At 64.4% G+C, this 25,835-nt stretch carries 25 protein-coding genes; 4 read left to right on the top strand and 21 right to left on the bottom strand.

From position 1 onward, the window contains the following. Window positions 1-31: 31 nt before the first annotated feature. Both E8L99_RS22575 and E8L99_RS22580 read right to left on the bottom strand, forming a co-directional pair. Window positions 32-1,681: an FAD-binding dehydrogenase gene (locus E8L99_RS22575; protein WP_137101674.1), complete on the bottom strand. Its 1,650-nt coding sequence runs from the start codon at window positions 1,679-1,681 to the stop codon at window positions 32-34. A 104-nt stretch (window positions 1,682-1,785) separates the two neighbouring features. Further along, on the bottom strand, window positions 1,786-3,414 hold the full coding sequence (locus tag E8L99_RS22580; RefSeq protein WP_391527459.1) for an acyl-CoA synthetase: 1,629 nt from the start codon (window positions 3,412-3,414) through the stop codon (window positions 1,786-1,788). A 689-nt stretch (window positions 3,415-4,103) separates the two neighbouring features. On the opposite strand from E8L99_RS22580, the gene E8L99_RS22585 reads away from it, so the two are divergent. Continuing rightward, window positions 4,104-4,817, top strand: coding sequence for an outer membrane protein (locus E8L99_RS22585; RefSeq protein WP_168201802.1), 714 nt, complete (start codon window positions 4,104-4,106; stop codon window positions 4,815-4,817). A 63-nt stretch (window positions 4,818-4,880) separates the two neighbouring features. Here the strand turns inward: E8L99_RS22585 and E8L99_RS22590 are convergent, their stop codons facing one another. The 8 genes from E8L99_RS22590 to E8L99_RS22625 form a co-directional block, all read right to left on the bottom strand. Next, window positions 4,881-5,636, bottom strand: a complete 756-nt coding sequence (locus tag E8L99_RS22590; RefSeq protein WP_137101677.1) for a sulfite exporter TauE/SafE family protein — start codon at window positions 5,634-5,636, stop codon at window positions 4,881-4,883. Between the two features lie 124 nt (window positions 5,637-5,760). Beyond that, window positions 5,761-6,630, bottom strand: coding sequence for a CheR family methyltransferase (locus tag E8L99_RS22595; RefSeq protein ID WP_137101678.1), 870 nt, complete (start codon window positions 6,628-6,630; stop codon window positions 5,761-5,763). Further along, window positions 6,627-7,808 (bottom strand): protein-glutamate methylesterase/protein-glutamine glutaminase, encoded by a 1,182-nt coding sequence (locus tag E8L99_RS22600; RefSeq protein ID WP_137101679.1) that lies wholly within the window; start codon window positions 7,806-7,808, stop codon window positions 6,627-6,629. The genes E8L99_RS22595 and E8L99_RS22600 overlap by 4 nt, the downstream gene beginning before the upstream one ends. A gap of 65 nt (window positions 7,809-7,873) precedes the next feature. Then, a complete protein-coding gene (locus tag E8L99_RS22605) occupies window positions 7,874-8,239 on the bottom strand; it encodes a response regulator (RefSeq protein ID WP_137101680.1) in 366 nt (121 codons plus the stop codon). Between the two features lie 28 nt (window positions 8,240-8,267). After that, entirely contained in the window at window positions 8,268-8,732 is a 465-nt protein-coding gene (locus E8L99_RS22610) for a chemotaxis protein CheW (RefSeq protein ID WP_137101681.1), read from the bottom strand. 12 nt (window positions 8,733-8,744) lie between these two features. Beyond that, window positions 8,745-11,426, bottom strand: a complete 2,682-nt coding sequence (locus tag E8L99_RS22615) for a hybrid sensor histidine kinase/response regulator (RefSeq protein ID WP_137101682.1) — start codon at window positions 11,424-11,426, stop codon at window positions 8,745-8,747. 166 nt (window positions 11,427-11,592) lie between these two features. Then, window positions 11,593-12,249 carry a histidine phosphotransferase ChpT gene (gene chpT, locus E8L99_RS22620; RefSeq protein ID WP_137101683.1) on the bottom strand — a complete coding sequence of 219 codons (657 nt, stop codon included), beginning with the start codon at window positions 12,247-12,249 and terminating at the stop codon, window positions 11,593-11,595. Between the two features lie 97 nt (window positions 12,250-12,346). After that, window positions 12,347-13,042, bottom strand: a complete 696-nt coding sequence (locus tag E8L99_RS22625; protein ID WP_137101684.1) for a DUF1013 domain-containing protein — start codon at window positions 13,040-13,042, stop codon at window positions 12,347-12,349. 384 nt (window positions 13,043-13,426) lie between these two features. On the opposite strand from E8L99_RS22625, the gene rpsU reads away from it, so the two are divergent. After that, window positions 13,427-13,672, top strand: a complete 246-nt coding sequence (gene rpsU, locus E8L99_RS22630; protein WP_137102242.1) for a 30S ribosomal protein S21 — start codon at window positions 13,427-13,429, stop codon at window positions 13,670-13,672. A gap of 111 nt (window positions 13,673-13,783) precedes the next feature. Further along, on the top strand, window positions 13,784-14,698 hold the full coding sequence (locus E8L99_RS22635; protein ID WP_215907030.1) for a tetratricopeptide repeat protein: 915 nt from the start codon (window positions 13,784-13,786) through the stop codon (window positions 14,696-14,698). A gap of 31 nt (window positions 14,699-14,729) precedes the next feature. On the opposite strand, the gene E8L99_RS22640 is transcribed toward E8L99_RS22635, so the two are convergent. The 8 genes from E8L99_RS22640 to E8L99_RS22675 all read right to left on the bottom strand — a co-directional run bounded on the left by E8L99_RS22640 (window position 14,730) and on the right by E8L99_RS22675 (window position 20,671). After that, the gene (locus E8L99_RS22640) at window positions 14,730-15,206 is read right to left on the bottom strand and encodes a GNAT family N-acetyltransferase (RefSeq protein WP_137101685.1); all 477 of its coding nucleotides are present in this window, start codon (window positions 15,204-15,206) and stop codon (window positions 14,730-14,732) included. 5 nt (window positions 15,207-15,211) lie between these two features. After that, window positions 15,212-15,499 (bottom strand): DUF3303 domain-containing protein, encoded by a 288-nt coding sequence (locus tag E8L99_RS22645; RefSeq protein WP_137101686.1) that lies wholly within the window; start codon window positions 15,497-15,499, stop codon window positions 15,212-15,214. Window positions 15,500-15,567: 68 nt separating this feature from the next. Next, window positions 15,568-16,971, bottom strand: coding sequence for an NAD(P)(+) transhydrogenase (Re/Si-specific) subunit beta (locus E8L99_RS22650; protein ID WP_137101687.1), 1,404 nt, complete (start codon window positions 16,969-16,971; stop codon window positions 15,568-15,570). 11 nt (window positions 16,972-16,982) lie between these two features. Further along, complete coding sequence (locus E8L99_RS22655) at window positions 16,983-17,465, bottom strand: proton-translocating transhydrogenase family protein (RefSeq protein ID WP_137101688.1); 483 nt, start codon at window positions 17,463-17,465, stop codon at window positions 16,983-16,985. A 16-nt stretch (window positions 17,466-17,481) separates the two neighbouring features. Continuing rightward, entirely contained in the window at window positions 17,482-18,705 is a 1,224-nt protein-coding gene (locus tag E8L99_RS22660) for a Re/Si-specific NAD(P)(+) transhydrogenase subunit alpha (protein WP_137101689.1), read from the bottom strand. Window positions 18,706-18,813: 108 nt separating this feature from the next. After that, window positions 18,814-18,963 carry an aa3-type cytochrome c oxidase subunit IV gene (locus E8L99_RS22665; RefSeq protein ID WP_137101690.1) on the bottom strand — a complete coding sequence of 50 codons (150 nt, stop codon included), beginning with the start codon at window positions 18,961-18,963 and terminating at the stop codon, window positions 18,814-18,816. Between the two features lie 91 nt (window positions 18,964-19,054). Continuing rightward, on the bottom strand, window positions 19,055-19,678 hold the full coding sequence (locus E8L99_RS22670) for a DUF1036 domain-containing protein (protein WP_137101691.1): 624 nt from the start codon (window positions 19,676-19,678) through the stop codon (window positions 19,055-19,057). Between the two features lie 69 nt (window positions 19,679-19,747). Next, window positions 19,748-20,671 carry a DMT family transporter gene (locus E8L99_RS22675; protein WP_137101692.1) on the bottom strand — a complete coding sequence of 308 codons (924 nt, stop codon included), beginning with the start codon at window positions 20,669-20,671 and terminating at the stop codon, window positions 19,748-19,750. Between the two features lie 167 nt (window positions 20,672-20,838). Here E8L99_RS22675 and E8L99_RS22680 point away from each other — a divergent pair, with 167 nt between their 5' ends. After that, a complete protein-coding gene (locus tag E8L99_RS22680; RefSeq protein ID WP_137101693.1) occupies window positions 20,839-21,084 on the top strand; it encodes a DUF2312 domain-containing protein in 246 nt (81 codons plus the stop codon). 7 nt (window positions 21,085-21,091) lie between these two features. Here the strand turns inward: E8L99_RS22680 and E8L99_RS22685 are convergent, their stop codons facing one another. The 3 genes from E8L99_RS22685 to E8L99_RS22695 form a co-directional block, all read right to left on the bottom strand. Next, entirely contained in the window at window positions 21,092-21,961 is an 870-nt protein-coding gene (locus E8L99_RS22685; protein ID WP_215907031.1) for a DMT family transporter, read from the bottom strand. 39 nt (window positions 21,962-22,000) lie between these two features. Then, window positions 22,001-23,911 carry a DUF882 domain-containing protein gene (locus E8L99_RS22690; protein WP_252511194.1) on the bottom strand — a complete coding sequence of 637 codons (1,911 nt, stop codon included), beginning with the start codon at window positions 23,909-23,911 and terminating at the stop codon, window positions 22,001-22,003. Between the two features lie 220 nt (window positions 23,912-24,131). After that, a complete protein-coding gene (locus E8L99_RS22695; RefSeq protein ID WP_168201803.1) occupies window positions 24,132-25,781 on the bottom strand; it encodes a L,D-transpeptidase family protein in 1,650 nt (549 codons plus the stop codon). Between the last annotated feature and the right edge of the window lie 54 nt (window positions 25,782-25,835).

Raw genomic sequence — 25,835 nt, forward strand, 5'->3', positions numbered from 1 at the left:
CCCCTTTTCGTTGCGGGTTGCTGATCGCGGCCTACCCCACCGCCTTGGCCGCCGCCCGCCCGGCCGCGCGTCCCGAAAAGATGCAGCCGCCGAGAAATGTGCCCTCCAGCGAACGGTAGCCGTGGACGCCACCGCCGCCAAATCCCGCAACCTCGCCCGCGGCATAGACCGGTCCGAGCGGGGTGCCATCCTGGCCGAGCACCCGGCCCTCCAGGTCTGTCTGCAGGCCGCCCAGCGTCTTGCGGGTGAGAATGTTGAGCTTCACGGCAATCAGCGGTCCCTTGTCGGGATCGAGGATGCGATGGGGCGGCGCGGTGCGCATCAGCTTGTCGCCACGATAGGCCCGGGCGCCGCGGATCGCCGTCACCTGCGCGTCCTTGGAGAACGGATTTTCGATCTGCCGGTCGCGCGCGACGATCTCCTGTTCCAAGGCCTCGGGATCGATGAGGTCGGTCCCAACGAGCGCGTTCATGCGACGCCCGAGGCTCTTGATGTCGGTATCGACGATGAAGTCCGCCCCCTTGTCCATGAAGGCCTGAACTGGGGGCGGCAGCCCCTTCCCGAGGCGCGACAGGATACCGAGAATGCTCTTGTTGGTCAGATCGGGGTTCTGCTCGGAGCCTGAGAGCGCGAACTCCTTCTTGATGATGGCGCGCGACAACACGAACCACGTGTAGTCGTGGCCGGTTTTCATGATGTGATCGAGGCTCGCCAGCGTGTCGAAGCCTGGGAAATTCGGCGCTGGCAGCCGTTTGCCGGTCGCATCAAGCCAGATCGACGAGGGTCCCGGAAGGATGCGGATGCCGTGATGCGGCCAGATCGGGTCCCAGTTCCTGACGCCCTCGACATAGTGCCACATGCGGTCGCGGTTCACGATCCGCCCGCCGGCTTCCTCGGTGATCACCTGCATGCGCCCGTCGACATGGGCGGGCACGCCCGAGATCAGGAATTTCGGTGGCGTACCGAGCCGGGCCGGCCAATTCTTCCGCACCAGATCGAAATTCCCGCCAATGCCACCGGAGGTCACGATCACCGCCTGGGCTTTGAGGCTGAACGAGCCGGCGACCTCCCGCGAGCTCGCCGCGCCGCGCGCAACCGTGGTCGGTTCCAGGACCTCGCCCTCAATACCGTCGATCACGCCGCCGGAACGGGTGAAGCCGTTCACCCGATGGCGGAACCGGAACTGCACCAGCCCGTTGGCGACACCCTCGCGCACACGGCGCTCGAACGGTGCCAGCAGGCCAGGCCCCGTGCCCCAGGTGACGTGAAACCGGGGCACCGAATTGCCATGACCGGTGGCAAGCCCCCCTCCCCGCTCGGCCCAGCCGACAAGGGGGAACCAGCGCACGCCACGCTGATGCAACCAGCTGCGCTTTTCCTCATGGGCGAAATGGACATAGGCCTCGGCCCAGCGCCGACCCCAGTCATCCTCCGGGCGATCGAAGCCTGCCGATCCCTGCCAGTCCTGCCAGGCGAGGTCATAGGAATCCTTGATGCCCATGCGGCGCTGCTCGGGGCTGTCGACGAAGAACAGCCCGCCAAACGACCAGAAGGCCTGGCCGCCCAGATTCTGCTCACCCTCCTGGTCGACCAGGATGACCTTCCGGCCGGCGTCCACCAATTCCGCCGTGGCAACCAGGCCGGCAAGGCCCGCGCCCACCACAATCACATCCGCATCCATGGTCTCATCTCCCCGAACCGCCCATCGGCGCGATCTTGATGTCGCCTGCGCCGGACGGCCTTCCTGTCTTGGCGTCGTGTTGCCCTCACCGGGCCGTCGTCGGCTCAAACAGCCTTCGCCATCTCACGCAGCACGAATTTCTGGATCTTGCCGGTCGAGGTCTTCGGCAACTCGGCAAACACCACCGTGCGAGGGCACTTGAAGGCCGCAAGATTGGCACGGCACCAGGCCATGATCTCATCCGCCGTCGTCGTCATCCCTGGCTTCAACTCGATGAAAGCGCAGGGCGTCTCGCCCCATTTGTCGTCGGGCTTGGCCACCACGGCTGCTGCCTGCACCGCAGGGTGCTTGAACAGCACATCCTCCACCTCGATCGACGAGATGTTCTCGCCACCGGAGATGATGATGTCCTTCGAGCGGTCCTTCAGCTGGATATAGCCATCGGGATAGAGCACGCCGAGATCGCCGGAATGGAACCAGCCGCCGGCGAAGGCCTCCGCGCTGGCCTTGGGATTCTTCAGATAGCCCTTCATCACGACATTGCCGCGCATCATGACCTCGCCGAGCGTCGCGCCATCGGCCGGCACCGGCGCCATGGATTCGGGATCGAGCACCGTCATGGCCTCCAGGACCGCATAGGGCACCCCTTGGCGGGCCTTCAGCGCGGCATATTCAGAACTGCCAAGCGCGTCCCAGTCGCGGTGCCAGTCGTTGATCACCGAGGGGCCGTAGGTCTCCGTCAGGCCATAGAGATGGGTCACATCGAATCCGGCAGTCTTCATCGCCGCCAACACCGCCTCCGGTGGCGGAGCGGCCGCAGTGAAGAACGAGATCGTCCGGTCGATGGGGCGGCGATCCTCGGGCGGCGCGTTGAGCAGCAGGCTCATGACGATCGGCGCGCCGCATAAATGGGTCACTCCATGATCGGCTATCGCGTCATACATGGCCTTGGCGCGCACCCAGCGCAGGCAGACGTGCGTCCCGGCCGCGACCGACACGGACCACGGGAAGCACCACCCGTTGCAGTGGAACATCGGCAGCGTCCACAGATAGACCGGGTGCTTCGTCATCGAGCAGGTCACGACATTGCCCATGCCGAGCAGATAGGCGCCACGATGGTGGTAGACGACACCCTTCGGATTGCCCGTCGTGCCGGAGGTGTAGTTGAGGGCGATCGCGTCCCATTCGTCGCCGGGACGCTGCCACGCAAAGGCGGCATCCCCGTCCGCGATGAAGTCCTCATATTCCACCGAGCCAACCCGCTCGCCGGGGCCATCGTATTCCGGGTCGTCATAGTCGATGACGAGCGGCTTCACCTTGGCCAGCGCCAGGGCCTCGCGGGCGAGCTTGGAGAATTCCCGGTCGACGATGAACACCTTGGCCTCACCGTGGTCGAGCGAGAAGGCGATGATCGGTGCATCGAGGCGCGTGTTCAGTGTGTTCAGCACAGCGCCGGCCATCGGCACGCCGTAGTGACATTCGAGCATGGCCGGCGTGTTGGCGCAGATCACCGCAACCGTGTCGTTCTTGCCGACCCCCGCCCTTACCAGCGCTGAGGCGAGCTTGCGTGAGCGCGCATAGAACTCGCGGTAATTGCGCCGTATCCCCCCGTGGATGATCGCGGGATGGTCCGGAAAGACCCGGGCGGCCCGTTCCAGAAACGAGATCGGCGTCAGCGGCTGGTAGTTGGCCGCGTTCTTCGGCAGATCCGTATCATAGGCTTTCATCGCCATCCCCCTCGACCCGCATCTTGGCGCACGGACCAGAAGTGAAACTAGCGACCAGACAGCCTGCCATCAACACGGGAGCTGGAGGCGCAGTGGAGAGCCGTCCGGGTATCGTGTCTGGGCCGATAGAGAGACGGCTATTCTATGCATCGACAGGTGGCTTGCCGCACCGCACCAATCATTCCGCGAAACGCAGGGCTGCTCGCCGGCCGGCTCAGCGCGAAACAAGATGTTCCGTGGCACGGAATGTTCCGGGAGCCGGCGCAATGACTCCTATCACCACGATCAAAACGCAATGTTCCCTGATCACATTCTGACTATATTGCGCCAACACACAGATTAACAGATCTATCATCCAAGTTATCGCATTGTTGACACATTCTTTACCATGTTTCGCCACTAGGAATGATGGATGATGCACATCATGAAATGGGAAATGCACTGAACCGGGTCTTGCCCCAACGGCAGGTGTTGCAATAGGGCAACTCGAAATGACTATGTGATAGGCAATCCGCCAACGCATGGCCCGCTCGCGGAAAAATCAATGGCGTGTTCAGATTCAGGCGTTAAGGGTTGCCCATCGATCGGTCGGCGCCTCTTGGGAGTCGCTGGCCGTCGCCCACCGGAGCCCCCGCAGTCGGAGTTCCAATTCCGGACGCCCAAGCGCGCTCGGTGACTTTTTGAAGGACATGCACATGAAGAAGTTCCTCCTCGCTGGCGCCGCTGTCGCCGCTCTCGTTTCTGGCGCCCAGGCTGCCGATCTCGGCGCGCGCCGCGTCGCCGTTCCCTCGGCCATCGCTGCCCCGGTGTTCTCGTGGACCGGCTTCTACGTCGGTGCCAACGTTGGCTACTCGTCGTCGCAGTTCCGCTACGTCGATCCGACCAACACGTTCGCCAACGCCAGCCTGACCATGCCGGGCATCTTCGGCGGCATCCAGGGCGGCTACAACTGGCAGATGAACAACATCGTTCTCGGTGTTGAGGCCGACATCCAGGCCAACAGCGCCAACAAGCGCTTCCCGCTCTCGGCCACGACCGGCTTCCGTGACAGCGTCCCGATGTTCGGTTCGCTCCGCGCCCGCGCCGGTTTCGCCGCCGATCGCGCCCTGTTCTACGTGACCGGTGGTCTCGGCTACGCGACGCTGTCGACCAAGTTCTACGACACCGTCACCCCGGCCAACAACCTCTCGGCCTCGACCACCCGCCTCGGCTACGCCGTCGGTGGTGGTATCGAGTACGCGATCACCAACAACTGGACCGTCAAGGGCGAGTACCTCTACTACGGGTTCTCGAACACCCGCCCGGGCTTCACCGCCACGGACCGCCTGACCTCGAACATCCACACCGTCAAGCTCGGCGTGAACTACCTGTTCTCGACCGGCCCGTCGGCCGTGGTTGCTCGCTACTGATTGCACAGTCCCTCTCGGGACTGATGAACGGGTCGCCTTCGGGCGGCCCGTTTTTTTATGGGGTCAGAGATAAGCGCGAATGCCGCTCATCAGCAGGAACGATCCGACCAGGAAAGTCAGGGCATAGATCATCCGGTAGAAGGCCGCGGGCGCCACGCGCCTCACCAACCAGATACCGGCCGCATTGGACGCGATCGCCAGCGGAAACAGCACGGCCGATGTGCCGAGGTTCTCAAGATTCATCTGTCCGAGAGCCAGGAAGGGCGGCACCTTCACCCAGTTGACGCCCGCAAAGAAGATGGCCGAGGTGCCGACGAACACATCCCGGCTGAGCCCCCGCGGCATCGCATAGACGTTGAAAGGCGGACCGCCGATGTGGATCACGAAACTGGTATAGCCTGACAGGGCGCCGAACACCGTACCCCAGAGCCAGCTCTGCGGTTGGGTCGTCGCAACCTCGCTGCGAGGGCGGAACCAGCGATCGAGGCAGAAGCCGACGGCAATGGTACCGACGATCAGCCGGATCGCCGGGTCGGAGACGATGGATGCGAACAGGTAGCCTGCCAGGATGCCGGCCAGGGCTCCCGGAACGAGGTGCGCGAGTGTGGGCCCATGCCAGGTCCGGCGGTAGCTCCAGACAGTGACCACGTCCTGGACCATCAGCACCGGCAGCATGATGGCGGCCGCCTGCACCGGCGCGATGACCAGAGACAGCAATGGCATCGACAGGATGCCGATCCCCTGGAAGCCGCCCTTGGACAGACCGTAAAGCGTCACCGCGGGAATAGCCGCGGCATAGAACAGGGGATCGATGATCATGGACAGCCAGCGCGCAAGCATGCTCGCCGGGACGGCAAGCGCTCAGCCAGCTTGGTAAGGGAAGCCGGCGCCGACAGCCATAGAACGCGCGGGAAGGCAGCCGCGCGTCCGACGATTGCTACCGTCAGGCGACCCGTCCGCCGGCAAGTGCCAGCGGCCGCGCCGGAGTTGCGACCGCCGCCTTGGCGGCAGGCATGTAGAGCCCCCGGCGATCTGCGACCGGCTTGTAGGCTTCCGTCAGACCGACAACGGTTTCGGCGGCCCCCAGCAAGAGATAGCCGTCCGGGGCGGTCAGCTTGGCGGCCCGGTTCAGAACGTCGATCTTGGTCGGCTGATCAAAATAGATCAGCACGTTGCGGCAATAGATGATGTCGAACGTGCCCAGTGCCGAGAAGTCGTTCAGCAGGTTCAGTGTCCGGTAGTGAACCATCGAGCGGATCTCGGGCGAGATCGTCCATTGATCGCCGTTCTGCACGAAATATTTCAGCAGCATCTGGATCGGCAGTCCGCGCTGGACCTCGAACTGGGTGTAGACGCCGGCCTTTGCGCGGTCGAGCACCTCGCCAGACAGATCCGTTCCGAGGATCTCGATGCGCCAACCGGCAAGCTGGTGGCCCATTTCCTTCACGATCATCGCCAGGGAATAGGGCTCCTGGCCAGTCGAGGCCGCGGCGCACCAGATCCGCAGATGACGCTTCGCAGCCCGCGCCTTGATCAGCGCCGGCAACATGACGTCCTTGAAGTGATCGAAGGGCGTCTTGTCGCGAAAGAAGAAGCTCTCGTTCGTCGTCATGGCCTCGGTCACGCGCAGCGCGAGGGGTTCCGCGCCCGGGCCCTTCAGCTTCTGCACGAGGTCGGAAATGCCGTTCAGGCCATCCTTGCGGACGATCGGCATGAGCCGGCTTTCGATCAGGTACTGCTTGTCATTCGACAGGACCAGTCCCGAACGAGCCTTCAAGAAACCGCGCAGATAGTCATAATCGAGCGGCGTCACGACCTGTCTCCCGAGAACACACGCACAATCTTCGGGGCGATCTGGTCGAGCGGCAGGATCGCAGAAGCATGACCGGCATGGGCAACGGCCCCCGGCATGCCCCACACGACGCTCGATGCCTCGTCCTGGGCGATCACACTGCCACCGGCTGACACGATGTCACCGCAACCGTGGGCGCCATCCGATCCCATTCCGGTCAGGATGCAGCCGAACGCCTGCGCCCCCCAGACCTGGGATGCTGACTTGAACAGGGGGTCAACCGCAGGCTTGCAGAAATTGATCGGCGGCCCATCCTCGAGATGGATCACCGGCGAGGGGCCGGTGCGCTTCACCACCATGTGCTTGCCACCCGGCGCGACATAGATTCGCCCCGGCATGATCGGCTCGCCGTCCTTGCCTTCAGCGGCCGGACGGCCGGTGGCCTTGGCAGCGTGTTCGGCAAGAATCGTCGTGAATGTCGGCGGCATGTGCTGGGTGATCAGCACCGGAATCCGGTCGATGAGGTTGCCGAGGCTCTTCAGGACGACCGTCAGTGCCTGCGGGCCGCCGGTGGACGAACCGATCAGCAGAATCTTGGGGATGGTCGTTCCGAACGGCCGAAGCTTGACGGTTCCGCCATTGGACGATGCCGAATGCGACGGCACGATCGACGGCGCCGCAAGACGGGGGGCCGGCGTGCCATTGGTCTGCGACGCATGGAACTGGCGTTGGCCAATGCGGCGCCGGCGGCCGAGCGCCCGAATCTTGTCGAGCAGCTCGCGCTTGAAGGCTGGCGACGTGGTGACGCCCGCATTGGTCTCGGGCTTCGGCACATAGTCTGCCGCGCCAAGCGACAGGCACTTCAGCGACACTTCGGCGTTCCGGCGCGTCAGCGTCGATGCCATGATCACGATCAGGTCGCGCTTCTCGGCGATCATCAGCGGCAGGGCCGTGATCCCGTCCATGTCGGGCATCTCGATATCGAGGATCACGACATCCGGATTCTTGCGCAGAATGTCGCCGACAGCTTCACGGCCCGACCTATGGGCCGCAACCAGCGTCATGTCGGGCTCATCGCTGACCCAGCGGCTGACAAGCCCCCGGACAACGACCGCGTCGTCGACCACCATGACTTTGATGGGTTCGGCCTGGCCGGGAGCAACGCCGCCGGGAGGGCTGGCTAAGGACGCAAAACTCATACGCCGGTACTCGATACGCAAGAACAAAAGGAACAGAGTGAGCAGTCAGGGCCGTAGCGCCCGGGTCAGATCAGACCGACCTCGGAAAACTTCGCTTCGACAATGTCCTTGTCGAAAGGCTTCATGATGTACTCGTTCGCACCGGCATGCATGGCTCGCGCGATATGGGCGACGTCGTTCTCGGTGGTGCAGAACACCACCTTCGGCGCCTGGCCACCGGGGAGCTTGCGCAGCTCCCGCAGGAACTCGTAGCCATCCATGACCGGCATGTTCCAATCGAGCAGGATCGCTTCCGGCATGGCGCCATAGCAGACCTCGAGCGCCTGCTTGCCATCCTCCGCCTCCTCGATAGCGAAGCCGAGGCCCTCCAGAATACGACGGGCAACCTTGCGGATGACCGAGCTGTCGTCCACGACGAGGCAGGTTTTCATCGGTTGAATCCCAACGCTGGTAAGATGTTCAAGCGGCCATCTGCTCGCCGCCCATGGCGAGGACGGCATCGACGTCCAGGATCACCATGAGCTGGCCATCGAGGCGATGGACACCGCCGGAGACACGCCCCCAGCGAGGATCCAGATTGATCGGGTTCTGCTCGCGGCTCTCCGGCGAGAGCTTGAGCACTTCGCCGACCGAGTCGATCAGCAGGCCGTAGCTTTCGCCGCGCGACTCGATACCGACCGCCATGGCAGGCTTCGACTCGCTGCTGTCACGCACCAGGCCGAGGCGTAGGCGCATATCGATGGCGGTGACGATCCGGCCGCGCAGATTGAGCACGCCGGCAATATCAGGATGCGACAACGGCACCCGCGTCAGCCGGTCAGGCATGAACACGTCCTGCACCCGCGAGATCGGGAGGCCGAACAGCTGGCCGCCGATCAGTACGGTCACATATTCGGTGACGTCGTCGGTTGAGGTCTTCTGCATGACATTCGATCCTTAGGCGGCGTTGGCGTAGTCGGCCGAAGTCTCCTTCAGGGCTGCGATCAGGCCCTGGCGGTCGAACTTGGCGACATAGTCGTGGAAGCCGGCGACGCGCGCCCGCTCTATGGAAGCGGGATTGGTCATCGACGAGAGTGCGATCACCGGCATCGCGGCGAAGCGCTGGTCCGACCGCATGGCCTCTGCGAACTCGAAGCCGTTCATCTCCGGCATCTCGATGTCCGAGACAACAACGTCGAACCGATCGCCGCCCTTGAGCATGTCGAGCGCTTCGTTGGCAGCGGACGCCGTGGTCACATCGTAGCCGGCCGCCTTGAGGACCGGCGTCAGCATGTTGCGGAAGAACGGCGAGTCGTCGACGAACAGAAGCTTGCGCGTCAGAGCCTCGATCTTCATTTCCTTGCGCTTGAACCAATCCTCGAAGGCCAGCGGCAGGTAGTGGCCGATGTCGAGGATTTCGGTTGCCTGGCCCTTGATGACCGCCGAGCCGAGGAGGCCCGGCACATCCGAGGAGACCTCGATGTTGAGCGCGTCTTCCACGATGTCGACGATCTCATCGACCACCAGACCCATGGAGCGGCCGGCATCCGAGAACACCAGGAGCGGCTGCACGCCTTCCTTGCGGATCATGACATCGCCGGAGACCGGCACCAGCGGCATCAGAGCGCCACGATACTGGACGAGGTAACGGCCGTGCGAGAGCTCGATCTTGTCGACCGCGACCTCTTCGAGACGCGTGACGAGCGACAGCGGAACTGCCTTCGGTTCGCGCGAGCCGGAACGGAACACCAGCATGGAGATGAGGTTACGCTCGCCGGACCGGCGGCCGTCTGCCTCTTCCTTGCTCGTGTCGTGCTGGATGTCGGTGCCGATGGCCGAGGCCACGCCGTTCGGGTCGATGATCATGATCACCGAGCCGTCGCCGAGAATGGTCGTGCCGGAGAACATCGTGATGTGCCGGAGCTTCGACGACATCGGCTTCACGACGATTTCTTCCGTGTGGAAGACCTGGTCGACGACGATACCGAATGTCTGCGTGCCGACCTGCGTGACCACGATGAACCCGTTGGCCTCATCGAGCGGCTGACCGTCCTCGATGCCGAGAAGCTGCTTCAGGTGAACCAGCGGCAAGAGCTTGTTGCGCAGGCGCAGGACGGGTGTGTCCTTGATCCGCTCGATCCGGTGTTCCGAATTCTGCTGCGCACGGACCAGTTCGATGACCGCGAGCTGCGGGATGGCGAAGCGGTCACCGCCGCTCTCCACGATCAGAGCCGACACGATGGCCAGCGTCAGCGGGATCTTGATGGTGACGGTGGTGCCTTCGCCGACGACGGACTTCAGGTCGATTGTGCCGCCGATCTGGTCGATATTGGTGCGCACAACGTCCATGCCGACGCCGCGGCCGGAAACCGAAGTCACGGCGGCGGCCGTCGAGAAGCCGGGCGCGAAGATGTACTTGTGGATCTGCGCCTCAGTCATCTTCTCGAGCTCGGCCTCGGTGGCGAGGCTGTTCTCGATGATCTTCTTCTTGATGCGGTCGGTGTTCAGCCCGCGCCCATCATCGGAGATCGAGATGACGATATGGCCGCCTTCATGATAGGCGGCAAGCTTGATCGTGCCCTTCTCCGGCTTGCCGGCGAGGCGGCGCTGATCACTGGTTTCCAGACCGTGATCGGCCGAGTTGCGGACCATATGGGTCAGCGGATCCTTGATCAGGTCGAGAACCTGGCGGTCGAGTTCGGTCTCGGCACCGAGCATCTCAAGCTCGATCTGCTTGGACAATTCGTTGCCGAGGTCGCGAACGATGCGCGGCAGCTTCTGCCAGGCATTGCCGATCGGCTGCATGCGGGTCTTCATGACGCCGTCCTGCAGCTCGGCCGTCACGTTGGACAAGCGCTGCAACGGAACCTTGAATTCCGAATCCTCATGACGACGAACAATCTCAAGGAGCTGGTTGCGGGTCAGCACCAGTTCCGAGACCATGGTCATCAGCTGCTCGAGGGTGTCGACATTGACCCGCAGCGTCTGCTGGCCCTTGACGCCCTCGGTCTTTTCCTCGTCATCAGCCGCCGCAACGACCGCGGGCTTCGCCCGGACGGGCTTCTTCGGCTCGGCCTTTTCAGCCACGACAGGCTGAGCCGGCGCTTCAGGTGCGAGTGGCGGCGCCGCGATCTGCGGTGTCTCGATCTCGGTTTCGCGGAATGCCCGCTCCAGCTCCTCCTCCGAAACCTCACCAGGGCGCAGCGCACGCTCCGGCTCAGCCGAAGCCTTCGGTGCCTCGGCCTTGGCCACAGGAGCGGCCGACGCCGTGCTCGACATTTCTTCCAGCTGGGTGATCAGGTCGCCGTCGTCGCCCTCGGGCTCGCTGCCGGCGCCTTCGAGATCGCCCAGGATTTCCTTCAGGCGATCGATGGTGAAGAGGATCAGCGTGACGCCCTCGCCGCGAACCGGCGCACCGTCACGATATTTGCCCATAAGTGTCTCAGCCGCATGGGCGAGTGCCTCAAGGCGCGGCAACCCCAGGAAACCGCAGGTTCCCTTGATGGTGTGGACCAGCCGGAAGATGTTGCCGAGAATTGCCGCGTTGTTGGGGTCCTGTTCGAACCTGACAAGCTCGACATCAACCGTGTCCAGGCTTTCATTCGTTTCGGTGAGAAACTCGCGAAGGAGATCATCCATGTCGGCACGCCTGGGATATTGAAGGCCATGGCGGACCGATGACACGTTCCGCCTCTGGAAACGGAGTGTCGAGCAAAAGGGTTAAGGCTTATTGAAGTGAATAACAGTCGATTTGAGGCAAATTCAAAAAAAATGCGTGAGATTTGCCCGCAAACAGCAAAAGGCGTCAGACAGCCTTTAGCACCACATAGTCGTCGATCTTTTCGATCGAGAGCGACATCGAAGCAGCCCGCGCCAACACGCCGGTATAGTAGGGCTGGATCGCATGGGCATCGATGGTGCCCTGTTCGTTAGACGGTATTCCCGCCAGCAGATCAACGGCATGGGGAGGAATGCGTGCGTTGAGGCCGGTGACGGTGACCAGGAAGCCGGTCTCGTCGCCCTCCCCTGTTGCCTCGACCTTTATGACACCGCCGCGCGGAATGCCACCGGCTGCCAGCATCAGCATGTTGAGAAGAAGCTTGACCCGGTTCTTGGGCAAATAGGCTGCGGGCACATGCCAGTCGACCGAAGTGCGGTCATCGGTCAGGAAGTTCGTGGCAACCGTCTGCGCGTCGCGCGTATCGATCGCCGAACCAGCCGAACCCGCGGCACCGAAGGCAATCCGGCAGAACTGGAGACGGGCCGAGGCTGTCTTGGCGCTCTTGCGGATGAGGTCGAGCGCCAGCTCCGTGGTCGAGGCGTCGGCGCCATCTTCCATGAGTTCCAGGCCGTTGACGATCGCGCCGACCGGCGAGATCACGTCGTGGCAGACGCGGCTTGCCACGAGGGCTGCCAGATCGAGCCCTTCAAGCGAAATCGGACTGCGAGTCACGTCGACCATGGGCAGGCTCCAGAGGGCGAATCGAATGCACCCCACTCAACGCAGGGCGCACCGAGGTACAACGTCGGGGCGGCGAACTCAAAGGCTGAGGAGACGATTACTCGTCGTCCTGCGGCGCGGACTTGAGATTGGCGAAGACCTTGGCGGCATCGTAGCGCTCTTCGCGTTTCGGAGCCTCGGGACGTTCGAAGGGATCGACCTTCGCCGGCATCGACGTGGTCTGGTCAGCCGGGAGCAGCGTCTGCTCGGGCGTCGTGTCGACCGGGCCACGCTCCTTGGCAGCACGATTGACCTCAAGGTCGAGGTCGATCTGCGAGCAAAGGCCAAGTGTCACAGGGTCCATCGGCGTCAGGGTCTGCGAGTTCCAATGGGTGCGGTCACGGATAGCGGCGATCGTCGGCTTCGTCGTGCCGACGAGGCGCATCAGGGCCGCATCCTTCAGTTCGGGATGGTTGCGCACAAGCCACAGGATGGCATTCGGCCGGTCCTGCCGGCGCGAGACCGGGGTATAGCGAGGCCCCTTCTTCGACTTGACCTCAGGCAGCTTGACCTTGGGCGGCGCCAGCCGCAGGCGGAAGGCCGGGTCCTTCTCGGCGCGCGTGATCTCGTCGCGCGTCAGCTGTCCGGTAATGATCGGATCGGAACCCTTGATACCCTGGGCGGCTTCGCCGTCAGCGATCGCTTTGACCTCAAGCGGATGCAGCGTGCAGAAGGCGGCGATCTGCTCGAACGAGAGCGCGGTATTGTCGACCAGCCAAACGGCGGTGGCCTTGGGCATCAGGAGCTGGGTCATTGCGGCCTCTTCGGTGGCGATCGCGAGAGTGACCGCTCCCGTGCCCTGGCCTTGGAGACCCGGGCCGAGGCGGCCGCCTCGTGTCGATCGAAAGATCGGGAAATCGCTCGTGCATATAGCGCTGGAGACGCGGCGACGCAAACATTGCTTGTCACACAGCCCGTTTCTTTCTTGGGATGCCAATCGGGCCCAATCCCGAACTCCCGGAAATGACGCGCGATCAGGGCGGAAGCGGCGAGAATCCGCCATCCGAGCACCTCTCCTCCCGTGGACAGGAATGGATGGTTCTGCTATCCGCGACACTTCCCGAACGTCGGCTACCCTGCGGAATGCACCTGCAAGCTGACGTCCGCCATTCATTCGCTATCAGGAAGGACTCTCGGCGTGCAGGTTCTCGTTCGCGACAACAATGTCGATCAGGCGCTCAAGGCTCTCAAAAAAAAGATGCAGCGCGAAGGCATCTTCCGCGAAATGAAGCTGCGCGGCCACTTTGAGAAGCCCTCCGAAAAGCGCGTACGCGAAGAGGCGGAAGCTGTCCGCCGCGCCCGCAAGCTTGCCCGCAAGCGCGCCCAGCGCGAGGGCCTGATCGCCGCCAAGCCAGAGAAACCGGCGGCTCGCAAAACCGCCTGAGCTTCGGATACGGTTTCTTTTCGGTTTGTGCCGTAATTTCGACAGGCCCGTGACGAACAAGTCGTCCGGGCCATGTCATTTCTGGAAGACCAAATGCTTGGATCTGGCCTCATGCCGGATCCGCTGATCGAGGACGATAGGATGAACGTCGTGGCATTGGCCGCAACACGCAATTGGCGGCCTGCAGCACTGGTCGTCTGCGCGATGGCGCTGGCCGGCTGCAGCACCAGCGGCGGTGTTGCCACCGGCTCGGTGACCGGCGGTGACGACGTTGAATCCAGCTATATCGGCTCGACCGCCAACATCGCTTCGCTGACCGAGGTGGTTCAGCGCAATCCGCAGGACCCGCAGGCCTACAACATGCGCGGCACGGTTCTCGCCCGCACCGGGCGGCCGCAGGATGCCATGACCGACTTCACCAAGGCCATCCAGCTCGACCCGAACTATGTTCAGGCCCTTTCGAACCGCGCGCTTGTCTACCGGCAGACGGGGCGGGCCGATCTCGCTCTCGGCGACTACAACCGTGCCATTCAGGCTGATGCGAACTACGCCGCCGCCTATGTTGGCCGGGGCAATATCTATCGCGTCCAGGGCCGCTACGCCGATGCGCTGACCGACTACAACCGCGCCATCCAGATCAACGGCTCGAACGCGCAGGCCTATCACAACCGCGGCCTTGCTTATGCGGCCCAGAACAATCATCGCCAGGCGATCGAAGATTTCACGACGGCGCTGGGCCTCGCTCCCAACAATGCCGAGCCCTATTATGGCCGCGGCCTGAGCTATCTCGCCGTCGGCGACGCCAAGTCGGCCGTCGACGACCTCAACGAGGCCGTGCAGTTCGACCAGCGCAATGCCGATATCTGGGTCGCCCGCGGCAAGGCGCTGGAGCAGACCGGCGATACCGAGCGCGCGCTCGGTTCCTACACCAAGGCGATCAGCGTCGAGGAGAACCACCCTGGCGCCCGTGAGGCCTTCAATCGCCTCGGCGGCCGTTCCGGCCAGACCTATCGGCTGTTCAACTGAACCGCCACACGACCGTTCAGTCGGCTCGGGCTTAGATGTCCTTCGACAGTTCCAGCACCGCCGGCTTGAAGCCGAAGCGTTCATAGGCCTTGCGCGCGATCGTATTGCCGACGATCGCGCCGATCATCAGCCGCCGGATGCCGAACGAGCGCGCCAGCCGCTCGGCCTCATCAAGCAGGCTTGTGCCCACCCCCTGCCCACGGTGGCGTTCATCGATCACCAGTTCCGCGACCCATGCGATGCGGCCGATATCGGCGCGCAGATAGGGCTGCGGCGGATCGAGGACGAGGCACATCATGCCGATGACATCGGCGCCGTCGATTGCCACCACCAGCGATCCACCATCCCGCTCGATGCGCCCGAGGTCGGAATCCAGACAGGCCTCGGCGGCCCGGCGATCCTCGGCGCGGTCGCCGGAAATCGCGTTCTCGAAGGCATTGAGCTGCGCGATGAGGTCGATGACCTGGCGGCGGTCAGCCGCGGCATAGGGGCGGATGTTTGCGGGCATAGTGGTCAGTCCGTCTGATCGAGATGGGGGGCCACGACCTCACGGGTCTCCTTGCTCGGCACCACCGGTACGATCTCGAAGGTGACGCCCGATCCACGCCAGCTCAACACCCATTCCTGCAGCAGCCGAAGATCGTCACACTCCATCAGTTGGAAGCAGCGGTCGAAGTTCGGCTCGATCCAACTGCCGACATAGGTCAGGCCTTCCGGCAGCGAGCGTCCCTTGTCGCGCACCTGCCGATAGACCGGCACCGGATCCTGGTTGGCAAAGCGCTCGATGACCATGAACAGCATGGTGCGGCTCCAGATGCGAAACGGGGCCACGAGGCCCCGCTTCACCTAACCCCGGTTCTTTGACAGCCTCAATGCCCGAGCGCCTTGACGATGTTCTCCACCATCTTCTTGGCATCAGCGAACAGCATCATCGTGTTGTCGCGGAAGAACAGCTCGTTCTCGACGCCGGCATAGCCAGCCGCCATACCGCGCTTGATGAAGAGAACGGTGCCGGCCTTCTCCACATCGAGGATCGGCATGCCGTAGATCGGCGAGGTCTTGTCGGTCTTCGCTGCCGGATTGGTCACGTCATTGGCACCAATGACGAAGGCCACATCGGCCTGGGCGAATTCCGAATTGATGTCCTCGAGCTCGAAGACCTCGTCATAGGGAACGTTCGCTTCGGCGAGCAGCACATTCATGTGGCCGGGCATGCGACCCGCGACCGGATGGATCGCGTACTTCACCTCGACACCCTCCTTCTTCAGGAGATCGGCCATCTCACGCAGCGCGTGTTGTGCCTGGGCGACCGCCATGCCGTAGCCCGGCACGATGATCACCTTCGAAGCGTTCTTCATGATGAAGGCGGCGTCGTCCGCGGAGCCCTGCTTGACCGGCCGCTGCTCCACGGCACCACCGGCGGCAGCGGCATCGTCGCCGCCGAACCCGCCGAGAATGACGGAGATGAAGCTCCGGTTCATCGCCTTGCACATGATGTAGGACAGGATCGCGCCCGACGAGCCGACAAGGGCACCGGTGATGATCAGCGCAGTGTTTCCGAGCGTGAAACCGATGCCGGCGGCAGCCCAGCCCGAATAGGAATTGAGCATCGACACCACGACCGGCATGTCCGCACCGCCGATCGGGATGATCAGGGTGACGCCGATCACGAAGGACAGAAGCACGATCAGCCAGAAGGCGAGCGTGCTCTCCGTCCGGATGAAGACGATCATCAGCACGACGATAGCGGCCGCGATCGCGATGTTCAGGAGGTGGCGCTGCGGCAGCATGATCGGCTTGCCGCTCATCCGTCCGTCGAGCTTCAGGAAGGCGATGATCGATCCGGTGAAGGTGACCGCACCGATCGCGACGCCAAGGCCCATCTCGAACAGCGAGGCGCCCTTGATCGTGCCGCGCGTGCCGATGTCGAAGGCAGCCGGGGCGTAGAGCGCCGCAGCGGCCACGAACACGGCGGACAAGCCGACGCCGGAATGGAAGGCCGCGACAAGCTGCGGCATGGACGTCATCGGCACCCGACGGGCGACCACGGCGCCAATGCCGCCGCCGATGCCGAGGCCCAGCAGGACCAGGATCCAGGCGCCGATACCGGCCGGTCGTGCGAAGGCAAGCGTCGTGACGATGGCGATCGCCATGCCGACCATGCCGAATGTGTTGCCCTGGCGCGAGGTCTGCGGGCTCGACAGCCCGCGCAGGCTGAGGATGAACAGGACGCCGGAGACGAGGTAGAGAAGCGCTGCGAGATTGGCGGACATGATCTGATCCCTCAGCTCTTCGTGGCCGCCGGCTTTTCCTTCGTCTTGTACATCGCGAGCATGCGTTGCGTGACGAGGAAGCCGCCGAAAATATTGATGGCTGCGAGAACGAGACCGAGGAACCCGAAGATCCGGGCCATGATAGAGCCCGTGTCCATCACCTGGACACCGACGGCCAAAAGAGCGCCGACCACGATGACCGATGAGATCGCGTTGGTCACCGACATCAGTGGCGTGTGCAGCGCGGGCGTCACCTGCCACACCACGTAATAGCCGACGAACACGGCCAGCACGAAGATCGCGAAACGAAAGACCGTCGGGTCGATCGCACCACCGGTCGCCGCATGGGCGGCGGCGCCAGCCGCCGTTGCCAGCTGATCGGCGACCAGAGTGGCCTGTTCGGCGGCAAGCCGCGCCTGTTCAGCAGCGGTGCGCGCGACATCGGCCGCGGCGCGTGCCCGGTCGAGAGCCTGGTCCGGAGTGATATTGGCCATAGCGTTCTGTCCTCGATCAGGCTTTGGTGGACTTCTTGGGCGCAGGCTTCGGTTTGGATGCGACGACCTCGGCAGCCGGCGGCGTGGCTGTGGGAGCCGGGCTCGCGACGGCGGCAGCGCCGGCAAAGCTCGGATGCACCACCTGCCCGTCTCTGGTCAGCAGGGTCGCCTTGACCAGTTCGTCATCCCAAGGCACCGACAGCGCCTTGGTTGACTTGTCGATCATGATTTCGAGGAAGGCGAACAGGTTCTTGGCGTAGAGCGACGATGCCGTTGCTGCCAGTCGCCCCGGCACGTTGAGATGGCCGACAATCTTCACGCCATTGGCATTCGCGACGATCTCGCCGGGCTTGGCACCCTCGACATTGCCGCCCCGCTCGACGGCCAGATCGATGATCACCGAGCCGGCCTTCATGGACGCGACCATGGCGGACGTCACCAGGCGCGGCGCGGCGCGGCCAGGGATCAGAGCCGTCGTGATGACGATGTCCTGCTTGGTGATATGTTCAGCGACGAGGGCCGCCTGCTTGGCCTGATATTCGGCCGACATCGGCTTGGCATAACCAGCAGCGGTCTCGGCCTGCTTGAACTCGTCGTCCATCACGGCGACGAACTTCGCGCCAAGGCTCTCGACCTGTTCCTTGGAGGCGGGTCTGACGTCGGTGGCCGTCACCACCGCGCCAAGGCGCCTGGCGGTCGCAACCGCCTGCAACCCGGCAACGCCCGCGCCCATTATGAAGATCTTGGCGGCAGGAACAGTGCCGGCCGCGGTCATCATCATCGGCAGGGCCCGACCGAATTCGGCGGAAGCATCAATGACAGCGCGATAACCGGCAAGATTGGCCTGGCTGGACAGCACGTCCATCACCTGGGCGCGGGTGATGCGTGGCATCAACTCCATCGCGAAGGCAGAGACCCCAGCCTTCGCCATGTCGGCCAGCGCGGCCTCATTGCCGAAGGGATCCATGGTGGCGAGCACGAGAGCACCCGCCTTGTAGCCCTTGACCTCGGCTGACGACGGCCGACGAACCTTCAGCACGACGTCCGCATCGGCGACCGCGTTCGCGGCGATCGTGGCACCCGCCGCCTCGAAATCCGAATCGATGATGCCGGACCCAAGGCCGGCCCCAGGTTCCACCACGAGGTCGGCGCCCAGCGCCTTCAGGCGCTTCACCGTATCGGGCGTTCCGCCGACCCTGGCTTCCGTCGGATCGGTCTCCTTCGGGATCACTATGCGCATGAACGGTCCTCCGGGTGGCCCGACCTTACGCCGGGGCGCCAAGGGGCCGTGAGTTATGAATGACGACGCATGCTCCCGGAGCCCCGAGACCGGGGATGCACTCAACCGTCAGCGCAGCAGGAAGATCGCCATCAGGATGAGCAGAACGGTCACCGAGATCGAGCCCCACTTGGTCAAGCTCAGGAACAGCGCATAGGTGCGCTCGTGCTCGGGGTAATCCATGGGTGCGGTGCCGTCGACGTGAGGCTGAGACGCCATGAAGGATGCTCCGTATCAAGACATTATGATCGAGGGGTACCGTATCGCCGCTCTCATGGCAACGCACAGAACGACCGGGAAAACCCGGAGATCAGCGTGGCGCCGTGAAGGCCGGAACGCCGGTGGGAAGGCCACCGGGCAGGCCTGATCCGAGGGGGGCGCCTGGCAGAGGCGTAGAGCGCGGTGCCGCCTGCCGTGTCTCCGGCTGGCTGCTCGATGTCGGACGCCGGCCGGGCGCGGGCGGCGGCACGGGAGCCGCCATCGGTGGCTGCGGCTGGGCCTGCTGCCCATCATCGGTCAGTTGCACGGTCCAGGCCCGCTGGTCCTGGGTATCGACCTCGAAAAAGCCGACCCTGTCATAGCCGCGCGCCAGGCATTGTTCGATGCCGCGGATGGTGAATTCCTTGTCGCGGGTGCACATGAAGGCCCGGCCCGCCCATTCTCCGCCGTGGTCGTAGTCGACGGCGTAGAGATAGTAGAAGCGGGCGACCAGGGGGCCGCGCAGGATCGTCTCGCAGGAGCGTGCGGCGATGTTCCACCAGCCCTCGGTGGTCCAGCCCTCGCCGTCCTTGTAGCCAATCGACACCCCGACACGGCCGGCGGTCGTGTTGCAGAGCTTCAGGTCAGCATGTGCTGGCACGGTGCCGCCGAGCAGCAGTCCACAGCCAAGCAGGCCGATCCCGAGTGCCGTGCGGCGGATGAGAGGCAAATCCATCGGATCAGTATCACCTGTCTAATGGGCTTTTCGATGATGCGGTGCCGTGAGTCAACGCAAGGCCGCGTCTCACGGCGTTCTTGGCCGCGCGACCCATATGCCGACCATGATCGCGACCCCACCCGCGACCTGTACGGCGGTCAGCGCCTCGCCGAGCGCCAGCCAGGCGAAGATCGCCGCGATGACCGCCTCCAGGAAGATCACCAGCGACGAAAAGACCGGTGGCAGGGTGCCAAGCGCCACGGACAGAAGCCCCTGCCCTGCCGCCTGGGTCACGACGCCCAGGGCCAGAACGGCCAGCCAGCCCTGAAGACTGTGCGGCAGGATGCGCGGCTCCATGACCAGGGCCACCAGCAACAGGCAGAGGCTGGTGACGACGCTTGCATGGAACGTCAGGCGCGCGGCGCCATGGGTGCGCCGGCCGGCACGGACCGCATGGAAATAGAGACCGAAGAACACGCCGGTTGCCGCACCATAGGCGTCACCGAGCAGACGGGACGTGTCGATCTGCAGGCTGTTGCCGATCAGGGCCGCGCCACCTGCGAGGCACAGGGCGAGCCCGATCAGGGTCCATCGTGAGGTCGCCTCCCGAAACCAGAACCAGGCCACGAGGATGACCCAGAGGGGCGCAGTGGTTGCGAGAAACGTGGAGTTGGCGATCGTCGTCTTCAGGATCGACAGGTGCCAGAAGAACAGGTCGCCCGCGAAGAAGATGCCCGCCAGCACGACGGGCAGGGTGAAACCGGGACGGTCAGGCCGGCCACGGTCCTCGAATGTCATCCAGAGATAGAGCACCGGCATGGCCAGCGCCGTGCGCCAGAAGGCCGAGGCAAATGGCCCGACATCGGCCAGCCGCACGAAGACCGGAGAGACGCCGAGTGCTGTCGCCCCCATGAGCAAGGCGACGAAAGCCGCGCCCCGGCCGGACGCGCTGGGGCCTTGTCCGGGTCGAATTTCGGACGGGGCAGCATTGTCGGGAACGGGAGAGGTCATTCGGACATCCGTCGGCGCGGGCGTCCTGCTTAGGCCGACCTCCGCCTGTGGACAAGGCAGGGGCGTCTCCCCCGATGGAGCTTGACCCGACGCGCCGAATTGGCGAACCGTGCGGCTCGAATTTCCCACCCGATCCGAACCTGTCATCGACACCCTGGAGAAACCCCATGGTCGACACCCAAAGCGTTGCCGGCGATCAGCTGAAGGCCATTATCGAGCGCGTCGAGCGTCTCGAGGAAGAGAAGAAGGCGCTGGCCGACGACATCAAGGACGTCTACGCGGAAGCCAAGGCCAACGGCTTCGACACCAAGATCCTGCGCAAGATCATTTCGCTTCGCCGTCAGGACCGCGACGAGCGCATGGAGGAGGAAGCCATCCTCGAGCTCTACAAGCAGGCGCTCGGCATGGTCTGAGCAGGCCTCAGGCCGCCTCAGGACGCGAAAACATGGTCAGGGATGCCGCGGCGAGAACCGCGGCAAATCCCGCGAGATCAAGAAGGCTCGGCCGCTCCCCGATCAGCGCCATCGCGCCGAGCACGCCCACAACCGGAATGGCGAGCGTTGTCAGCGCCGCCGATCCTGCCGAAAACCGATTGAGCAGGATGAACCACAAGAGATAGGCCATCGCCGTGGCGAAGACCACGTGATAGCCGAGCGCCAGCCAGACCTTGCCCGACAGGGTGGCGGGCAGCGTTTCGCCTGCCACCAGAAAGCACAAGCCCGACAGCGCGGCCGCCACCAGCAACTGATAAGCCGTGTTGCTGACGCGATCGCCGGTGATCGGATGTACCTTCATGTAGAGCGTGCCGGCCGTCCAGCTGAGCGCTGCCACGAGGGGGAAGATGAGACCGGCCAAGGCCCCCTGGCCCTGGAAAAGCGGCGCCGCCAGGCACCCGATGCCGACCGTGCCCAGCACCAGGGCGACGCCTTTGCGGGCATCGATCCGCTCGCCCAGAAAGAGATAGGCGAAGAGCACCGACCAGAGCGGCATCGTGAATGTCAGAATGGCCGCCCGTGAGGTCGACGTGCTCAACTGGGCAAAGACCACTGCCAGATTGAAGACGCCGATGTTCAGGAGGCCTGCGACAAGCAGCGGCCGCCAGTCCTTGCGCGGGACCTTGAGTGAGCGGCCGAACACGGCGGCGACGGCCAAGAGCAGCAGCGCGCCTGCACCCAGTCCGACCATCCGGATGGCGAAGGGCGGCACTTCGGCGAGCGCGATCTTCACCGCCGGCCAATTGAAGCCCCAGAGCAGGGCGAGAGCGACCGGAATAAGGCGAATGGGGGACATGAAGGGCCTGATGGGCGGGCGCTGGAAGCCCCCGCGCGATCAGCGGATCAGCGAGGCGCGAGCCTGACGGTCCGTTTCAGGACGGGCGAATTCGACGGTCCGCAGTGAGGCCACCGCCTGCCCGACAAAGCGCTGGGTCGGCACAGTCGTGGCGGCGCCTTGCGAGAAGGTCATGGCGACAATCTGGCTCGGCTGCTCGATCAACTTTTGCTGGCGCGGATCAGGCGTCGACAGGGTGGCGACCGCCGCTGCCCTCTCGGTGGTCTGCCTGACGAACACCACGCGCCCACGGGCACCCTCTGTGCTCGGAGCAACCATGGCAGGCACCGCGACCGGCGCACGAGCCGTCCTGAGGATCGGAGCCGGATGGCGAGCAGCAAGCTGCGGCGCGGGAACAGGCATGGGCGGCGTGCTGACAACAGCGGGCTCGGCCTGCCGGGCGGTAACAATCGGCGCCGGAGCGGCAACGCGGGGCTGCGGACCAGCACTTGTCGGTGTCGGCAGAGTCACCCGTTGAGTCGGCGACGCGAAGGCGAGTGCCATGCCGGGAGAGGCCTCGACCGGCGCGGCACGACCGCGTTGGTCACCGGTGGTGATGAGCGCAGGCAAGGCCGCGACTACCGAGCCGCCAATCGCCTGCGGGCGAGCCGCGGGCATGGGCGCCTGAGCGACCTGCGTCGGCTCGGGCAGCGGCATCGGACGATTGGGCTCGGGACGTGCAAGAGGCTCGGGCGCGGTCAGGGCGGCGACGGCGATGCTGTCCGCGCCGCCGGCAATTGCCGGACGGGCCGCTGGCAGCGGCGCCGCAAGCACCTGAGGTGCATCCTCGCCATCACCCCGAAGCCGGGTGGCGGCAGGCGGCGCCCGGAGCGGCAGCGGGGCCATGGCGATCTGCATGCGAGGCGCCAGCGTTGGCGTCAATTGAACAGGCGTACCGGCGCGCGGCTCGGCGGTTGCCACCACGCTGGTTGCTGCCGGAGCCTGGGGCACCGGGGCGGCAACGGGCTCAGCCGTCCGGGCCGGGATGCCGGGAGCGGCTTCAGCCGGCTGCGCTGCAGCGCGCGTCGCCGGGCGCTGCGCGAGCGCCGGACGTTGCGGCGCCTCCTGCCGGGCAGCACTGCCGCCGAAAAGGCCCGCAAAGAGGCCCATCGAATTGCTGCGCTGGCGTACGACGCCACCACGATCATCGCTGTCGTCGAAGGACGTGCCTTCATCCTGGCGCGAGTCGTAGAAACGGGATGCGGAGCCCCCGCGGGCCTGAACCATCGCCAATGCGGCGTCGAAGCCAGGCATCGGGCGACCATCAGCCGGAATGTGAACGGTACGGCCATCCGGGAACAAGCGGGCAAGATATTCGCGAGACGCCTTCGGCCAATGCCTGACCGAACCGGTATCCATGTGGACAAACTGGTTGGCCGAACCCGGATAGAAGCCGACACCGCCGCGCTGCAGCATCATGCCGGCTTCACGCACCCGCGTCATCGAGGCGCCGGGGATGTAGAAGTCCATCGCGCGGCCATTGATGTGCTGCGAGAACTGGGCAACGGCGCGGGAGCGCCGGCGAAGCATCGCGTTCGTACCGGCTGACCGGTAGGCGGACACGACATTGATCGGCGACTGGCCGCCAACCGAGCGATAAACTTCCCACACGATGTCGAACAGGTGCGGGTCCATGCGGGTGGGCTCGTCGTGCCGCCAGTCGCGCAGGAACCAGTTGAGCTTGTTGAGAGCTTCCTGATCGTAGCGGCCATTGCGCTTGAACGTGACCAGGATTTCTTCGCCGGTATGGCGGTGGATCATTGTCAGCGTGCGGGTATCACCGTTCGCGACCAGGGTCTGCGTGTGGCTACCGCCGAGAACGAGCAGGCCGAAACCGAGTGCCGCGGACGTCGCCGCGCGAATGGCACGGCGCGACACATGGGCGGTAGTTGGGGCTTTGATGGCTTTCACTGGGCTCTTCTGGCTCTGGGCGGCGGACGAAATTTGCATTCTCCGCCGGAGCTAACCGGCACATGGTGAACATATCATCGCCAGGATCGGTTAAAGAAACCTGACGCCGCAATGAGGCCATCTAACAGGCCACGCTCACGGGTGCGTGACCGGTAGTTGGGGAGTATGGCGAAATCATGCCAGGGCATGAACGCCTCATCCCGATAGCATTTGATTCAACTCAAGAGCGGGCGGATGTCAACGCTGCCCGAATGCGGGCATTGTGCCCATAGATGTCGTCGTACTCAACGATACTGCCGGTGGAATCCACCGCCATCGTGAAATAGACGAGATGAATGGGCAGGTTCTGGCGGAAGCGGACGGTTCGCTCATTGGCGCCCGACATCGCCTGGATCCGACCACCGGTCCAGCCCTCACCCGGCAATCCCAGATTGAGCAGCACTTCGGCCAATTGCTCGGGGTGCTGGACGCGCACGCAGCCATGCGACAGGGCGCGCTGATTCTGGCCGAACAGGTTCCGCGACGGCGTGTCATGCAGGTAGACCGAATGCCGGTTGGGGAACATGAACTTCATCCGCCCGAGCGCATTGCGTACGCCCGGAGGCTGGCGGAAGCTGTAGCCGGAGACATTGCCCTGCCAGTTGATCGTCGCGGGATCGACGACGCGCCCGCCGCGGACAACCTGGATCCCGCGCCGGGCCAGATAGCCGGGGTCGCGCCGTGCACCGCCGAGAAAGCTGTTGCGCACGATCGACGGCGGCACATGCCAGTAGGGGTTGAAGATGATGTGGCTCATCGCGTGCGAGAAGATGGGCGTCTGAGTATCCTGACGGCCGGCAATCGCCCGGGTGTGATGGATAGACCGGCCATTCTGCATCACGTCGACGCCGAAACCGGGAATGTTGACCCAGATATGGGCTTCGCCCAGCTCACGCGGCAACCAGCGCCAACGCTCCAGATTGGCGATGACGTTGCGTTCGCGCAGGACGTCCCGCCGTCCCGCTGCCGTATCCGACATTTCGCGGCGTTCGCCGCGCATTTCGATCAGCTTGGCGCGCAGTTTGCGGAAACCCTCGTGCGGAGGATTGAAGCCATCAAGCGCTGCAAACACAGCCCCGGGCTCGCGCGCCTTGGCAACCTCGGCCAGCGCCTCTGCCACCTCGATCCGCGGTGGCGTCACATCGTAATTGGAGGACAGCTTGCGAGGATCAGTCCGGCCGCCGGAGGCCTGCGCGGCAAAGGTCGCCACCGCACGGGCAAGGGCGAGTTCCAGTTTGGCGACAGCTTCCGCGTTGCGCGCGCCCTCGGGCAGCGAGACGAGGAAGGCTGCAGGATCGAGCCCATCATCGCCCGACTGGCTGAGGCGGGTAACCGCGGCCTGACCACGAGGCGACAGCACTCCGTCTGCAACGAACAGAGGCTGGTAGGCGCGCGCGAGATAGAATGCGGCGAACGCCTGCAGGGCGCGGTCATTGCCACGCGCAAGCATGAGCCGAAGTTGCTGGGCCACACGCTCGGACGTGATCGCCGGGTCCGGTTTGCCGCTCTCGATCAGACTCGGCGGATCATCGGGGATGGCCGCGAGTTCAGCTGCACTCGGCTGCGGGATAGGAACGACCGGAATTCCAGCCGTTTCGAGGGCTTCGTCCTCGACATTGTGGGTATCGGCCATCACGGAGGGCGGCGGGAAAGCGGTAAGACCGAAATCGCCGGGCGTGAGCTCCGGCACGGCCGCAAGAGCCGGCGACGGCACGGCCTGTTCGACCTCCCAGTCGGCGAGGCGGAACTCTTCGGCCGACAGTGCGGGCACAAGAGCGGCGACAGCACAGCCGGCGAGCGCCAGAATCCGGAATTTCGACCCCAGACGCATCAGAACTCCCCTAGTCCACGGACCGCCCCGCGCGGCGTCAAACCAACATGACGA

It is taken from the genome of Phreatobacter aquaticus, assembly GCF_005160265.1.
Lineage (GTDB): Bacteria > Pseudomonadota > Alphaproteobacteria > Rhizobiales > Phreatobacteraceae > Phreatobacter > Phreatobacter aquaticus.